Annotated in this window: 9 protein-coding genes; 2 read left to right on the top strand and 7 right to left on the bottom strand. The window is 64.6% G+C overall.

What is annotated here, in order from left to right; genetic code table 11:
* Window positions 1–26: 26 nt before the first annotated feature.
* The 6 genes from ACOZ4H_RS10015 to ACOZ4H_RS09990 form a co-directional block, all read right to left on the bottom strand.
* Window positions 27–1,046 (bottom strand): AIR synthase family protein, encoded by a 1,020-nt coding sequence (locus ACOZ4H_RS10015; RefSeq protein WP_424329143.1) that lies wholly within the window; start codon window positions 1,044–1,046, stop codon window positions 27–29.
* A gap of 45 nt (window positions 1,047–1,091) precedes the next feature.
* Window positions 1,092–3,242 carry a ribosome rescue protein RqcH gene (rqcH, locus tag ACOZ4H_RS10010; RefSeq protein ID WP_424329142.1) on the bottom strand — a complete coding sequence of 717 codons (2,151 nt, stop codon included), beginning with the start codon at window positions 3,240–3,242 and terminating at the stop codon, window positions 1,092–1,094.
* A 36-nt stretch (window positions 3,243–3,278) separates the two neighbouring features.
* Window positions 3,279–4,313 carry an NAD(P)/FAD-dependent oxidoreductase gene (locus ACOZ4H_RS10005; protein WP_424329141.1) on the bottom strand — a complete coding sequence of 345 codons (1,035 nt, stop codon included), beginning with the start codon at window positions 4,311–4,313 and terminating at the stop codon, window positions 3,279–3,281.
* A 71-nt stretch (window positions 4,314–4,384) separates the two neighbouring features.
* A complete protein-coding gene (locus tag ACOZ4H_RS10000) occupies window positions 4,385–5,689 on the bottom strand; it encodes a hypothetical protein (protein ID WP_424329140.1) in 1,305 nt (434 codons plus the stop codon).
* A 110-nt stretch (window positions 5,690–5,799) separates the two neighbouring features.
* Entirely contained in the window at window positions 5,800–9,207 is a 3,408-nt protein-coding gene (locus ACOZ4H_RS09995) for a CARDB domain-containing protein (RefSeq protein ID WP_424329139.1), read from the bottom strand.
* Window positions 9,208–9,562: 355 nt separating this feature from the next.
* Window positions 9,563–11,218, bottom strand: a complete 1,656-nt coding sequence (locus ACOZ4H_RS09990; RefSeq protein ID WP_424329138.1) for a tRNA uridine(34) 5-carboxymethylaminomethyl modification radical SAM/GNAT enzyme Elp3 — start codon at window positions 11,216–11,218, stop codon at window positions 9,563–9,565.
* A gap of 107 nt (window positions 11,219–11,325) precedes the next feature.
* On the opposite strand from ACOZ4H_RS09990, the gene ACOZ4H_RS09985 reads away from it, so the two are divergent.
* Window positions 11,326–11,460: a hypothetical protein gene (locus ACOZ4H_RS09985; RefSeq protein ID WP_424329137.1), complete on the top strand. Its 135-nt coding sequence runs from the start codon at window positions 11,326–11,328 to the stop codon at window positions 11,458–11,460.
* Window positions 11,461–11,599: 139 nt separating this feature from the next.
* Window positions 11,600–13,492 carry a methyl-accepting chemotaxis protein gene (locus ACOZ4H_RS09980; protein ID WP_424329136.1) on the top strand — a complete coding sequence of 631 codons (1,893 nt, stop codon included), beginning with the start codon at window positions 11,600–11,602 and terminating at the stop codon, window positions 13,490–13,492.
* Between the two features lie 3 nt (window positions 13,493–13,495).
* Here ACOZ4H_RS09980 and ACOZ4H_RS09975 read toward each other — a convergent pair whose 3' ends face one another.
* The gene (locus tag ACOZ4H_RS09975; RefSeq protein WP_424329135.1) at window positions 13,496–13,984 is read right to left on the bottom strand and encodes a cupin domain-containing protein; all 489 of its coding nucleotides are present in this window, start codon (window positions 13,982–13,984) and stop codon (window positions 13,496–13,498) included.
* Window positions 13,985–14,018: the final 34 nt, after the last annotated feature.

The raw sequence follows: 14,018 nt of genomic DNA, 5'->3' as shown, positions 1-14,018 counted from the left end.
CCGCGTCAGCGCCGCACCCCTGTGTTTCAGTCTTCTTGTGCGGCCGCCTGTAAGCTGGCGAACGCCTCCCACGAGGGGTCCGCTCCGGGGTGGGACTGCCGGGCGCCATCGACGTACAGCCCCTCACCGTCGGTCACTTCGCCGACGACGGCGGCCGGCGTCCCGCGGTCGCGGAGCGCATCGACAACATCGTCGGCATCTGCGGGGTCGACGGCGGCCAGGAGCGTCCCGCAACTGCTGACGTGCCAGGGGTCGATATCGAGCGCGTCACAGAGCGCGTCGACGCCCTCGGCGACTGGTACCGCTTCGCTGTCAACGTCGAAGCGAGCGGACGCACCGTCGGCCATCTCGATGAACGCACCGGTGATACCGCCCTCCGTCGCGTCGTGCATCGCTGTCACGTTTCCGGCCTTCGTGGCGGCCATGGCGTCCTCGACGAGGGCGGTGTCGGCCAGGCGCTCCTGTGCGGTGGCGATTCGGTCAGGCGGCAGGCCGATCTGCTCCGGGAAGAGGTGCGCGAACAGGCCCGTGACTTCCGCGCCAGGGCCGGTCCCGACGACCAGTTTGTCGCCCGGTCGTGCACCGTCCGGCCGAACGATGTCGTCGTGGGACCCGACGCCAAGAACCGTCGCGCCGCCGACCCAGGAGTAGTCGACACCGGCGTAGCGGGCGGTGTGGCCGGTTACGACGCTCACGCCGACCTCCCCGGCCCGCCCGGCAAAGCCGTGCCACATCGCCGCCAGTTCGTCGTCGCTCATCTCCGGTGGGAGGGTGAACGTCACGGAGAGGTGCGACGGCGGGACGCCGGAGACAGCAACGTCTGCCAGTACCACGTCGAGCGCGAACCGACCGGCCCGCTCGAAACCGAGATCGGGCAGCACCGACAGCGGATCGGTGGCTGTGACGAGGGCGTCGCCGCCAACGTCGATGACGCCGAAGTCGATACCGTGCGTCGGCCCCAGCGTCACGTCCTCTCGGTCCGCGCCCAGTTCCGGGTAGATGACGGTATCGAACAGTTCGCGGTCGATTTTTCCGAGATCACTCATGCAGCCAGCTACCTCCGGCACGGTGTTCTCTCTGCCCCGGCATCGTCACTCCTCGGTCATCCGGCTGCCGCCCGGCGGCAGGAACTCCTGTATCTGGTCCGGGCTGGCGACCTTCCGGACGAACGTCTCGTCTGCGAAGCGGTCCTTGAATTCCCGGTACAGGCGCTTCGCGATGTCGTTCTGGGCGTACTGGCCCGGTTCGACGGTGATGCTGGTCGCGGCCTGGCCCTCGATGGCCGCCGGTGGCCCGCCGATGACCCGCGTCTCGTCGTCGCAGGTGATGCCGACGGCGACACCGACCGGCGTGCCCTCGAAGTACGTCCGGTCGCCGCGGATAGCGAAGCCGCCTTTCTCCAGGTATTCGCCGCTCTCGGGCGTTTTCGACACCTGATCGGGGTCGACCATGTACACGTCGCCGGCGAACTTCCCGTCCTTCCAGACCGAGGAGTACGACACCGCGAACTGTGCGGCCTGGTCCAGCGATGACTGCGGGAACTCCACTTGCTTGGATGGCTCGCTGGGGCCGGTGGCCTTGAGCACCGTGACGGGACCGCCGTGGGCCTGCGCGTGGAAGAACTTGTCACCGCCCTCCAGGTACTTCTGGACGAGTTCCTCGTTGTCGTCGGCGTCGCGGCCGCCGATGACGAGGAAGCCGTCCGAGGTGTGGAACCAGCGGAACTGCTCGTACCAGCGCTCGGTCGACCGGGTCGGGATAGACTGCATCGAGAGCCAGTCGGTCGGTTCGTCCTCACTCTCGTCCTCGTCGGATTCGTCGTCGCCGTCGTCGGCCTCCCACTCGTCCCGGCGTTCTTTGACCGCTTCGAGGTCCTCGCGGGTGTTCTCGATAGCTGCGAGCGCGCCCTCCTTCTTCTCCTCGATGCGTTTGGCCTCTTTGTACAGCTCGTCGGCGTTCTTCTCGACGCCGGTGAAGGCGTCGACCGTGACGCGCGTGCCGTCGATGTCGAGGGTCACCGTCCCTTCGCTCCCGTCGAGCGAGACGACCGCCTCGGCGGCTTCGATGCCGCGGTCGGCTCCCTCGTCGAACTTCGCCTCGATGTCGTCCCAGGACACGTCGTCCTCGCGGGCGGCTTGGACTGTCGAGAGTACGTCGTCGACGAGGTCGTAGTTTGCGTACAGCAGTTCGGCCGTCTCCCGCTCGGCCTCGGCGTCGGCCTCGAAGTCCTCGATGGCCTGCTCCTGCTGCTGGATGATGCGTTTCTGTTTCTCGATCTCGGCCTCGAAGTCCGGGCGCTGGGTCTCGCCGCCTTCGACTTCCTCCTCCCGCTGGAAATTGAAGAAGTAGTCGTCCAGCGCGGGATTGAACTCGGTGAAGGATTCGCTGTACAGTTCCTCGTACTCTGCCAGCGGAATCGGCGTCACGTCGACCCGTCGGCGCTCTGGCCCGTCGGACTCCCCGCTGCTCGCACCGTCACCATCGTCGAGCGTCTCGTAGTACACCCGCGGGTCGACGTCCCCCTCGCGCAGGCGCGTCCCCATCTCGTCGACGAGTTCGTACAGCCGCTCGAAATCGGACTCGTCGAGCTCATCGACGGCGACGTTGTAGTCGATGCCGGCGCGGGTACACAGTTCCTCGCCGTAGAGGCCGCCGAAGTTCAGTTGCGTCGCCAGTGTCCGGACGAGGTCGGCGTCGGATTCCTTGATGCGGGCGACGAACCCGTCGTAATCGACGGTCATCGGGTTGAACCGCGCCGACGGGAACTCGTAGGGCGTCCCGGGCGCGACGGTCCGTGATTTGAGCCTGACCGTCTCCAGACAGTCGATGACCTCGCCGTATTCGTCGAGGACGGCGACGTTCCCGTCCCCGAACAGCTCCGCGACGATGGTGGTCGAGGCGTCTTCGCGGTCGAACTCCAGTTCGATGATGCGGTCGAACTCGAACTGCTCGACGCGAACGAGGTCAGCGCCCGACAGCCGGTTCCGGAGCATCATCGCGAAATCCGGCGGGCGGCCCGGCGCGTCGGGGACGTGTGCTGGGTCGGCAGCGTGGGCGCGCTTGACGTCGCCGACCTCGATGAGGAACTCGACGCGACCGCGGTCGAAGTCCCGGAGCTTCAGTCTGACGAGGTCGTCCTCGGGGTAGAGGTACGCCTTGTCGAGCTTCGCGCCCTCGTAGCCGGCGAGTTCGCCCTCCAGAGCGGCGAGGTCGACGCTCGTCAGTTCCCGCTTGTGGTCCATGTCGGAGGCTGTCGGCGGGCACCCAAAGGCGTTCCGTTACCCGCTGTCGGCGATTGCCTCGCCAGTCTCCAGTCCGTTCCGTAGCGCCGCGTGGAGGCGCCCCTCGCCGGCCACCCAGTCGCCGGCGAAGTGCAGGTCGTGCTCGGCCGCACACGACAGCAGGTCGTGATCGACTTCGCCTTCTGGCTGGGAGTAGCGCCAGTGCTGGTGGTCGGTCCAGTCCGGGTCGGCCAGCCGGTCGTCGTCCAGCAGTCGAGCCGTCCGCGTTGCGATATCGTCGATGAGCGTGTCAGGGTGTTCGTCGTAGTTCGCAATCGACCAGGGTTCGTTCATCTGGACCAGCAGCAGGGACTCGCCGTCGGGGACGTGGCCGTCCTTGCACTCCTCGCGGCCGACCCAGCCGATGTCGTGGTCCTTGTCGCTGTTGACCGAGGCGTACCACGGCACGTCGATTTCGAAGGGATAGTGCAGCACCCCCGCAATGACCGTTCGATAGGGGACCGAAGCGATTTCCTGCCGAAGCGCCCGGCAGTCGTCGTGATCCCACCGCGACTGTCCCAGCAAATCTGCTGTCTGGGGGGCCGGCGGTGTCAGCAGCGCGGCGTCGAAGTGCCCCAGGTCCGCTCCGTCGTCGTCCTCGAGCCGCCAGCCGTCGCGCTGCCGCTCCAGGCGTTCGACCCGGACGCCGTTCTCTACTTCGGCGTCGGTCTCGTCGAACAGTCGCTTTGCAAGCTGTGTGATGCCCGCCTCGTACGTCCATTTGTGTTCGTCAGCGTCCCGTCCGGCGTCGATTTCGCCCGTCCGGTCAAACGTGTACACTGGTTCCTCGATATTGACGAGCCCCTCGGTCGGGAGTGTCTCGGTGACCAGTTCCGTCACGCGGCCGTCGTCGGCCTTGAGATAGTTCGCCCCGTACTCGTACGTGCAGTCGCCGTGCCGCCGGGTCGCGGCGCGCCCGCAGACGCCGCGGCTCTTCTCGAACACTGTTACGTCGACTTCCGCGTCGTGGAGCGCGTACGTTGCCGCCGCACCGGCAGCGCCGGCACCGACGACGGCGAGGTCACGAGCCATACTTGCCAGTCGGACGGTGCGAGTAAAAATCCACCACACAACCAGTTCGGACCGCCCGCCGGTAGTCCGATTCAGCGGTCCCGCTGGCGTCGGAGGGCCCGACTCGTCCAGCCGATGGCGGTGAGTATCGGGACAACTACGCCCACCTGTGCGAGTGAGAACCCGGGGCCCCGTGCCGCGGTCGTCGCCTGTTCATCGCCGACAGTGGCTGGAACGGACTGGTTTTCGACCGTGAGCTGGCCCGCCGTCACGCCGTTGACCCGGACGGTTCCGTCGACCGCCTCGAACTCGGTCTCGACGACGGTCTCCTCCGCGGGGTCGAGCGCCACTTCGTTCGTTGCCACCGGTTCGCCGTCGACCGTCACGGTCAGCGTCTCGTTGACCGGCCGGGAACGGGCGTTCTGGACCGTCGTTCGCACGGTCGTGTTGAACCCGGACCGAACCCAGTCGGCCGACAGCGACGCATCCCTGATCCGCAAATCGGCGGTCTCCTGCCCCGCGGGAGTGGCTGTCCCATCGGTGCCCGTTTCCGTTACGAATCCGGCGGTTCCGTCCTCCTGGTCGGTCGTGTTGGCGGGAGGCGCGCCCCCGCCTGCTGTTCCGTTCTGCGCGGTTATGTTCGCCTCGTCGGTCGACGTCCCGCTTTCATTGCCGTCTGATTCCGTGATCCCGTCGTAGATTTCACCGTCGGACTGTGAATCGTTGCTATCATCCGAGTCGTCGGAGTCATCGGACCCGCTATCGGGGTCGGAATCGTCGGAATCCTCTGAATCATCTCTGGTAGCGTCGGTATCGCCCTCAGAGTCATCACCGTCATCGGCTTCGGTTTCCGCTTGCGTTCCGCTTTCAGTTCCTTCACTCTCGGCCGGTTCCTCGGTCTCTTCATCGTCAGTTGGCTCGTCAGCCTGAGTCGGTGTCTCGGTCTCTGCTCCGTCTGTGGGGTTCTCAGTTTGCGTCGGCTCTTCCGTTTCTTCGTTTTCAGTCGGTTCCTCCGTTGCCTCGCTCTCAGTCGGTGTTTCTGTCTCCTCGCTCTCCGTGGATCCCTCCGTCTGTTCACTCTCGGTCGGCGTTTCGGTTTCTTCGGATTCCGTCTCTGCTTCAGTTTGGGCCTGCTCTGTCGTTGTCTGTTGGTCTTCCTCGGTTTGCTCGTCGTCAGCCGGTGTGTCGGTCTCGTTGACCTGCCCGAGTAGTGCCCCTGTGGTGCGCTCGAGAACAGATGGGATGGTGGTTTCGGATGTGCTTACCGAGGCGTCCGACATGCCGCTCTGTGGACTGGCGTCGGAAGCGACGACGCTGCCGACGGCGAATAGGAACGCGAACACAGCGACGGCAAAAACGACAGCGACGGCAGTACAGAGTGTTCTGGGCTCGTCCATACAGGGGCGTACGTGAGTAAAGGATTAGTTACGTAGCAGCCAAACCGTCGGTAAGGCCGTCCTTCTCACGCTGAAACGAGAGAGACAGAACGTCTCCGTCCGCTAGAGCCCTACACTCGTCGGCGGAGTCGGACGACACCGGCGACCAGCGCCAACACGATTGCGACCAGGTGGACGGTGAAGCCGGGCCCCGACGCAGCGGTCGTTTCCGCCGCTGGCTCCGCGCCGCCACCGCTTTCCCCGGTTTCGTCTCCGGACCCGCTTGCACTCGAACCGGAACCAACGCGCAGGTCACCGGCACTGACGCCGTTGACAGCAACAGAGCCATCGACAGCCTCGAACTCCATTGTGATCGTCGTCTGTTCGCCGGCATCGAGACTGACTGTTCGGGAGATCACCGAATCGCCGTCGACGGTGACTGTCAGTGGCTGCTCGACAGCTTCGTCAGTCGGGTTCTCGACGGTCGCCCGCACAGACGTATTCAAGCCGGCCCTGACCCAGTCAGCCGTCAGGGACGCATCAGTAACGGTGAGTTCGGCGGGCGTCGGGGTCTGCGTATTCGAGGGCGTAGCTGTCGTCAGGGTGGACTCGTTAGCAGCCGGTGAAACGACAGCGATGGTTGATAGATGGGGCGATGTCGCCCGGGTGGATCTGTTCGTCCCGTTGACGGTACTGGGCAGCTGACTCCAGGACTCGTTGTGGTACTGGAACACCCGGACGTTGTCCATCGACCCGTTGGCGGGAAGCGCGGATTCGTTGAGTCGCAGGGTGTACGTTGCGCGACTGATGGCAGACGAGTTTGGGCCGGAGGTGACGGTCACGTACCCGCGCACACCGTCTTCCTGGACCGCAGCCATATCCTTTGGCGTGGCGTGTGGGCCGAGCATCGTCGCGTTGAATCCGTCGCTCCCGTTGGTCACGTTGAGCGAGAGTCCAGAGAGAGTAAACGCCGGCGCTGTCTCGGACGGGCCGGAGCGGTTCAGCGACTGGGAGACCGTCGAGTTCGCAGCGTCCGCAGTCACCTGGACAGTGACACCGTTGTCAAGGCTGGACTGCGAGATAGCGGGGGGGTTTGCGCCGCCGCCGTTGTCGGTCTCGTCCGACTCGTCATTGAGATCGAATCCGCCACCACCGCCACCACCGCCGCCACCACCGCCTCCGCCACCGCCCCCACCGCCGCCGCTACTGCTTTCGGCTTCGACGGCGAGCGTTTCGGTGATGGCGTTGCCGATAGAGAGGGACCGGTCGCCCTCGCTGTCAAAGGAGATGCTAAAGGTGACAGTTTCGGTCTGACCGCCCGCAATCGGGCCGATGGTTTTGGACTTGAGCGCCTGGTCGCTTTCTGTGAGTTCCGCTGTGTAGTTCCCACTCTCCGTTCCGACGTTTGCGACAGTCGCCGTCACGTCCACTGACTCATCGGTTTCGACGGACGAACTGCTCAGCTGCGCGTCGCGAACCTCGAACGTCGCGGGTTGGGTCACTGAGATGTTTCCGCCGGAATCACTGTTGACCGCCACGTCGTACTCACCGCCGCTCTCGAAGGCATAGACGAAGGTGACTTCGGTCTGTTGACCGCCCGAGAGCGTGACGTTCCTCGTGTCCACGATGTCGTCGTTGGTCTGGAGGCGCACCGGGGAGGTGCCTGTCTCGTCGCCGTTGTTGGCAACCGTGGCAGTCACCTCAACAGGTTCGCCCGTCCGAACGCTCGTCCGGTTCAGTTCGACGGCAGCCGTGTCGAATGCCGCCGGCTCCTTGACCGTGACAGTGCCGGCCCGCTCGCCGTTGATGTCGACAACGTAGTTCCCGCTGTCGTTGAAGACGTGGTTATACGTGATCTCGGTCGCTTCATCGCCCTCTAGCGTCACTTCTCGGCTCTCTACAATGGAGTCCGCGACGGCGAATTCACCGGTGACAGTCCCCGCTTGTCCACCGGTGTTCGTGAGGGTCGCGCTGAGCTCGACAGAGCCGCCCTGGGTCACGGACTCACTACTGACCGCCGCGTTGCTGACCTCGAACGTCGCCGGCTCCGTGACCGTCACGCTGGCTCCGAACTGGTTGTCGACGGCGATGTCTCGCGTCCCCGCATCGCTGAACGACTGGACGAACGTGACGGTCGCTTCCTCGCCGCCGTCGAGTGTCACCGACTGCGTGTCGATGGTGGTGCCGTCCTCCTGCAGCCGTACATCGGCCGTCCCAGTCTGGTCGCCTTCGTTTCGGACGGACGCGGTGACGGCTATCGGCTCCCCGGTGACGACGTCCGTTCGGTTCAGGTCGACGGTAGTGGTCTCGAACGTCGCCGCCTCAGAGACCCGGACCGTTCCAGCGCGCTCGCCGTCGATGGACACCTCGTAGTTCCCGATGGCGTTGAAGGTGTGGGTGAACGTGACTGTCGTCGACTCGCCGCCGTCGAGCGTCACGGCCCTCTCGTCGACCTGACTTCTGGAGACGCGCAGCGGGACCTCGTACGTTCCGCGCTGTCCCCCGGTGTTCTCGACAGTAGCCGTGATCTCGACGTCTTTGCCTTCAGAAATCGTCGACGCACCGAGTCGTCGGTCGCGTACGTCGAACCGCGCCGGTTCCTCGACGACGACCTGCGTCATGTCACCCTCGACACCGTACTCGTAGGTGCCGGGGTCATCGAAGACGTGCACGTCAGTCTTCGTGGCGCTCTCGCCGGGTTCCAGTTCGAACTCCAGATCATCGACAGCTCCGCGGTCGACGTACGTCTCCACGATCCGCTCGCCCGCGTCACCGCCGGTGTTCTCGGCCGTGACCGTCAGCGCGACAGCCCCGCCGGCGGGGACCGTTGTCCGGTTGAGCTCGGCGTCCGTCGCCTCGATGGCGGCGGGCGACGTGACCGAGATCGTCCCGGCCGACTCACCGTTGACGGTCATCTCGTACGTCCCCGTCTCCAGCGGGTCGATGTCGTACTCCCAGTCAAGCGAGTCGCCAGCGGGCACCTCCGGGCCCGGTTCTCGCTCGTACACCACGCTCCCGTTCGCCCGAACGGTTATCGGCACCCGACCGTCGACGTCGCCGGTGTTCTCGAACTCCGCTTCCACAACCGGCCGCTCACCCTCCGACACCCTCGACTCGCGCACGCTCGCCTCCTCGACCACGATGCTGTCGGGGTCGGACACTGTCACCGCCCCGGCGCTCTCGTCGTTGACGGCGAACTCGTACTCGCCTGGCTGGTCAAGCGTCCGCGTGAACGAGACGGACTCACTCTGGCCGTCGTCAAGGGTGACCGTCGTCGAATTGACGACATTTCCGTCCTGCGACAGCGTGACCTCCTGCGTGGTGAGACTGTCGAAGGAGTTCTCCACCGTCGCGCTCACCGTCACCGACTCGCCGACGCTGACCGTCTCGGCGCTCACCTCGGCGTCGACGACGTCGAAACTGTCCGTTCCGTGATTCCCCGCGGCCGCGAGGCCCGACCCCGCCAGCGGTGTCGTCGCCATCGCCACCACCGACAGTATCATCAGCGTCGTCAGCCACAGGCCCGTAATCTTACCCATGGGAGGGCCGATGACAGTATGGTAATTAGTTAGCGGGAACGAATCGCCAAGTAAGGTCAAATTATCGGCTTTAACGTCCGCTACCGCCGGTTCTAGTCTAATAAAGGCCACAACCCGGCATTACTGATAATGGGTTGTTCGGCACAATCGGCCCGCCAGGCTGGAGCATCGGTATACATATAGTAACTCAAACGGCGGGCGTTCCTTCGGTCATCGCCCGACTTCTGCCACGCGATGAAGATGACTCCCCGCGACCGGAGACATAACAGCGAAGTTCTGCAGCTATGGTCCATCGACAGGCTGCTCAGTCACACGCCCGAGGGCGGTTGGGTGGGAAAATCGGGTCGGAAAGCGTTCAGAGACGCTTGCTCACGTATGGCCCGTCCTGCTTGTACCCCAGTTTCTCCCGGTAGTACTGTCGGACACCGATGCCGGAGATGACGGCCAGTTTCGGGAAGCCGGCGTCCCGGGCCAGTGCTTCCGCCTTTTCCAGCAGTTTCTTGCCATAGCCTTTGTGCTGGTGGTCCTCGTCGTCGCCCTCCTGACCGACGCCGACGGCGTTGCCGTAGACGTGGAGTTCGCGCACGATTGCGGCGTCCTGTAGCTCCCGGCGGACCGGGTCGTTCGGGAACCGAAGCCGACAGAAGCCGACGAGTACGTCGTTGTCGAAGTCCTCGAAGGAGATGAAGTGTTCCGTGCCGCCACAGGCCTCGTAGGTCATCACGTTGAGTTCGATGTTCTCGGCGGCGTCGTCGCTATGTCCGGCCTCCCGGCAGCGGATGCAGTCACACGTCCAGTCGTGTTCTTCCATCCGCTGCCAGGCGAGCTGGCGGAGGTTCGACTTCCAGACCCCGCCCTCGATGAAGTCCGCCGGGATGTCGCGCTGGACGCGCTGGAGGCGGGTGTAGCGGGGAATCATGTCCTTGATTTCGGCGACCAGCTCGGCCGCCTCGTCGTTGTCTAACGGGTCGAACTCGTCCTTGCGCCACCAATCGTAGGTGACGGTCCCCTCGACGATTAGCGTCGGGTATATCTTGAGGTAGTCCGGCCGCCAGTCAGTCTGGTCGAAGATGCGCCGGAAGTCCTCCAGACACATCTCCTTGGACATACCGGGCTGGCCCGGCATCATGTGGAAACCGACCTTGAACCCCGAATCGCGCAGGCGACGGTTCGCGTCGATGGAGGCCTGGACTCCGTGGCCGCGGTGCATCTCGCGGTTGATCCGCTCGAAAGTCGTCTGGACGCCGACCTCGACTTTCGTGCCGCCGAGATCGAGCATCCGGTCGATCTGTTCGGGGTCACACCAGTCCGGCTTGGTTTCGAACGTCGTGGCGACGTTACGGACGTCGGCGGTCTCGTTTTCCGCGATGACGTCCTCCAGATAGCGGAACTCGTAGTCGTCCTCGGCGAAGCTCACGTCCTCCGCGGGCGTCGGCTCCGAATCCACGTCGAAGTCGTTCATCGCCTCCAGGGCCCGCTTGACGAACCACTCCTGGTAGTCGTGGCTCCGGGCGGTCATCGTCCCGCCCATCACGATGAGTTCGGCCTTGTCGACGGGATGGCCGATTTCCCGCAGTTGGTTGAGCCGGAGCGTGACCTGGCCGTAGGGGTCGTAGTCGTTCTGTTCGCCGCGTGCGGCCGCGGGCTCGTGGCCGGTGTAGGACTGCGCGGAGGAGAACTCCGAATCCGGGCCGCCCGGACAGTACAGGCACTTTCCGTGGGGACACCGTTCGGGCGATGTCATGATCGCGATTGGGGAGACACCCGAGGCTGTCCGAACGGGCTTGCGCTGGAGGACCTCCTCCAGCACCTCGCGGTGCTCCTGTGGCGCGTAATCGAGCAGTTCGGAGTTTTTCGGCACTTTCGGTGCGGAGTACTCCCGACAGACGTCGATCTTGGCCGATTCGACGTCGTCGCGCTCGACCTCGCCCGCGAGAATCCGGTCGACCAGCTCCGCACACACCTGCTGGAAGGTCTCTGTCTCGTCTGGGTCCGGCGTCTCCGTGCTCATCGGCGTTGTGCGAAATCGGCGTTTCGCCCGAATAAGCGTGTCGCTCGGGTATCGTCGGTGACGGAGACAGCCGTGAGGTTCATTGTGCTTTCACACCAAGTGGAGGTATGAACGGCGAAACGGACGATTCCGGGAGCCTCGACCGGCCGACCTTCCGCGGGTGCGTGTTCTGTTACAGCGCGGAGTGGGCGTACTACGGCGCGAAGAAGGCAGCTAAGTCCGTCTCAGCGAGTGATACGTAGGGGCCCGGGTAGCAGCGAGCGAGCCGTCTGGGAACAACTCCGGAGTCGTTGAAGCGCCGCCACAGTCCCTGTACCTCGTTATTTCGAATGATACTGCCGGGGGAGTCTTTTAGTCGCTGCTCTCCTCCACTGTGTCTATATGCCAGACACGACCAGTGGGTCTGCACAAACTCGCTCCCGGGAATTGACGCCGACGGAACGATTCCAGGAGTTCATTGCATACATTCCGAGTGGCGATACGATCCCCGACGAGACGTGGCGCGGCCGACACCGTAATATCCTCGTTCTGCTGCTGGCGCATGTGCCGTTCCTGCTGGCGCTCGGGCTGTATTCGGGAACTGAGTCGCTCGTCACGGGCGCGACGCTCCCCGAGATCGACACGCTCCACGTTCTCGCAGAGGTGGGAGTCGTCGTCGGCCTCGCCGTCTTGGCGAAGTTGCCGTGGTTCAGTCGGCGGACGCGAACTGCGCTGGCGACGATGGGGCTCGTCACGACATCCGGGTTCCTGGTCCACTTCTCCGGCGGGTACATCGAGGCCCACTTCCACTTTTTCGTCGTGATGGCTGTGGTTGCTGTTTACGAAGACTGGCTGCCGTTCATGCTCGGCATTGGCTACGTTTCGATCCAGCACGGGGTTTTCGGCATGATCGATCCGAGCCGGGTATACAACCACTCGGCGGCAATCAACAACCCGTGGGTGTGGGCGTTCATCCACGCAGGCTTCGTCCTGATGCTGGCCGCGGCGCTGATGGCTCACTGGGCCTCGACCGAGCGGTCCCGTGAAGCGGCGGAACAACAACTCGAACAGGCCAGAGAGAAGACCCAGGAGGTCGAAAACCTGGAGGAGAAGAAAGCCGAGATGGAGCGGACCATCGCCGAGGCCGAAGAGGCGAAAGCCGAGGCTGAGGCCCGACAGCGAGAGGTCGAGGAGTTCAACGAGCACCTCGAAGCCACGGCCGACGCCTACAGCGCGGCGATGTCCCGGGCGGCCGACGGAGACCTCACAGTCCGTATTGAGCCCGACAGCGAGAGCGATGCGATGGCACAGATCGCCGAGTCGTTCAACAGGATGATGACGGAGACGGAGTCGGCGATGGCGGAGATACAGACGTTCTCCCAAGAGGTCGCGTCGACGAGCGACCAGGCCACGGCCGGTGCCAACGAGGCAACGGGGGCCAGCGAGGACATGAGCGAATCGATTCAGGGTATCGCTAGCGGGGCGGCCGACCAGCGGGAGATGCTCGAAACCGTCTCGGGCGAGATGACCGACCTGTCGGCAACCGTCGAGGAGGTCGCCGCCTCTGCCGAAACCGTCGCCGAGCGGTCCCGCGAGACGGCCGAGATCGCGGACGCCGGCGAGGAGACGGCACAGGAAGCGATAGCGGGCTCCCGAGAGGTTCAATCAGCGATCGATTCGACCGTCGAAAACGTGGAGCGGCTGGACGAGAAGATGGCCGAGATCGGCGATATCGTCGAGCTCATCGGCGATATCGCCGAGCAGACGAACATGCTGGCCCTCAACGCCAATATCGAGGCCGCACGGGCCGGAAACGGGTCGGGCGGCGACGGGTTCGCCGTCGTCGCGGACGAGGTCAAACAGCTGGCCGAGGAGACGCAGGCCTCGGCGACCGAAATCGAACAGCTCATCGCGGAGACCCAGGCACAGACCGAAACCACGGTCACGGAGGCACGGGGGGCCAAGCAGGACATGCAGAAGAGTACCGAAGCCGTCGAAGACGTCGTCGACACGTTCACGAAAGTGGCCGAGAACGCCGAGGCGACCGATAACGGGATTCAGGAGATCAGCGACACGACCGACGATCAGGCCGCCACGACCGAGGAAGCGGTGTCGATGGTCGAGGAGGCCGTGGACATCAGCGAGGCGACCGCCGCGGAGACCGAGACCGCCTCCGCGACCGCGCAGGAACAGGCCGCGTCCATGTCACAGGTCAGCGCCAGCATCGAATCGCTCGCCGAGCAGTCAGAGCGGCTCCAGACGATGCTGTCGGAGTTCGACGTCGGCAGCCGCTAAGGCTCACTCCTCCCAGTACTCTTTTTCCGCGTTCCTATCGAGATACGTCGACAGCGTTCGGTCCGCTTTCTCGCCGCCCGGTGGCGACCCGGCGTACAGCCCGACCATCTCCCGGTCGGGGTAGACGGTGATATCCGGCTCTTCCATCGTCGAAACCATCAGCAGTCGGAGTTCAGACTCGCCGGCTTCGATTTCGTGGGCACTCTCCTCTCCGGCCGGGAGCGCGACGTAATCGCCCGGCTTGAGCGTATGTTCCTCAGCGTCGGGCCCGAGCCAGAGCGTGCCGGTCCCGGCCTGGACGAATATCGCTTCCTCGTTACCCTCGTGGTAGTGGCGCACCCAGAGCCGCTTGCCCGGCGGGACGGCGTAGAGGCTCGCACCGAGTTTTTCGCCTCCGGCGGCGTCACCGATCTGCTTGCGCTTGAACGTCCGGTCGCCGTGGTCGTGGTCGGTCCAGTCGAGATCAGCTTCGTTGACGGGGCCGTCGCTCATGCCCAGGTAGATTGCCTGCGGGTAGAAAAAATCT

The organism is Haloarcula amylolytica, from assembly GCF_049705545.1.
Lineage (GTDB): Archaea > Halobacteriota > Halobacteria > Halobacteriales > Haloarculaceae > Haloarcula > Haloarcula amylolytica_B.
The sequence above is the reverse complement of the archived record's forward strand: the minus strand, read 5'-3'. Positions and strand labels throughout refer to the sequence as shown.

Excerpts from the sequence above, each read along its gene's own strand:
- ACOZ4H_RS10005 (WP_424329141.1), bottom strand. The coding sequence starts at position 4,313 with ATGGCTCGTGACCTCGCCGTCGTCGGTGCCGGCGCTGCCGGTGCGGCG.
- rqcH (WP_424329142.1), bottom strand. The coding sequence starts at position 3,242 with ATGGACCACAAGCGGGAACTGACGAGCGTCGACCTCGCCGCTCTGGAG.
- ACOZ4H_RS09985 (WP_424329137.1), top strand. The coding sequence starts at position 11,326 with ATGAACGGCGAAACGGACGATTCCGGGAGCCTCGACCGGCCGACCTTC.
- ACOZ4H_RS09995 (WP_424329139.1), bottom strand. The coding sequence starts at position 9,207 with ATGGGTAAGATTACGGGCCTGTGGCTGACGACGCTGATGATACTGTCG.
- ACOZ4H_RS09980 (WP_424329136.1), top strand. The coding sequence starts at position 11,600 with ATGCCAGACACGACCAGTGGGTCTGCACAAACTCGCTCCCGGGAATTG.
- ACOZ4H_RS10015 (WP_424329143.1), bottom strand. The coding sequence starts at position 1,046 with ATGAGTGATCTCGGAAAAATCGACCGCGAACTGTTCGATACCGTCATC.
- ACOZ4H_RS10000 (WP_424329140.1), bottom strand. The coding sequence starts at position 5,689 with ATGGACGAGCCCAGAACACTCTGTACTGCCGTCGCTGTCGTTTTTGCC.
- ACOZ4H_RS09975 (WP_424329135.1), bottom strand. The coding sequence starts at position 13,984 with ATGAGCGACGGCCCCGTCAACGAAGCTGATCTCGACTGGACCGACCAC.
- ACOZ4H_RS09990 (WP_424329138.1), bottom strand. The coding sequence starts at position 11,218 with ATGAGCACGGAGACGCCGGACCCAGACGAGACAGAGACCTTCCAGCAG.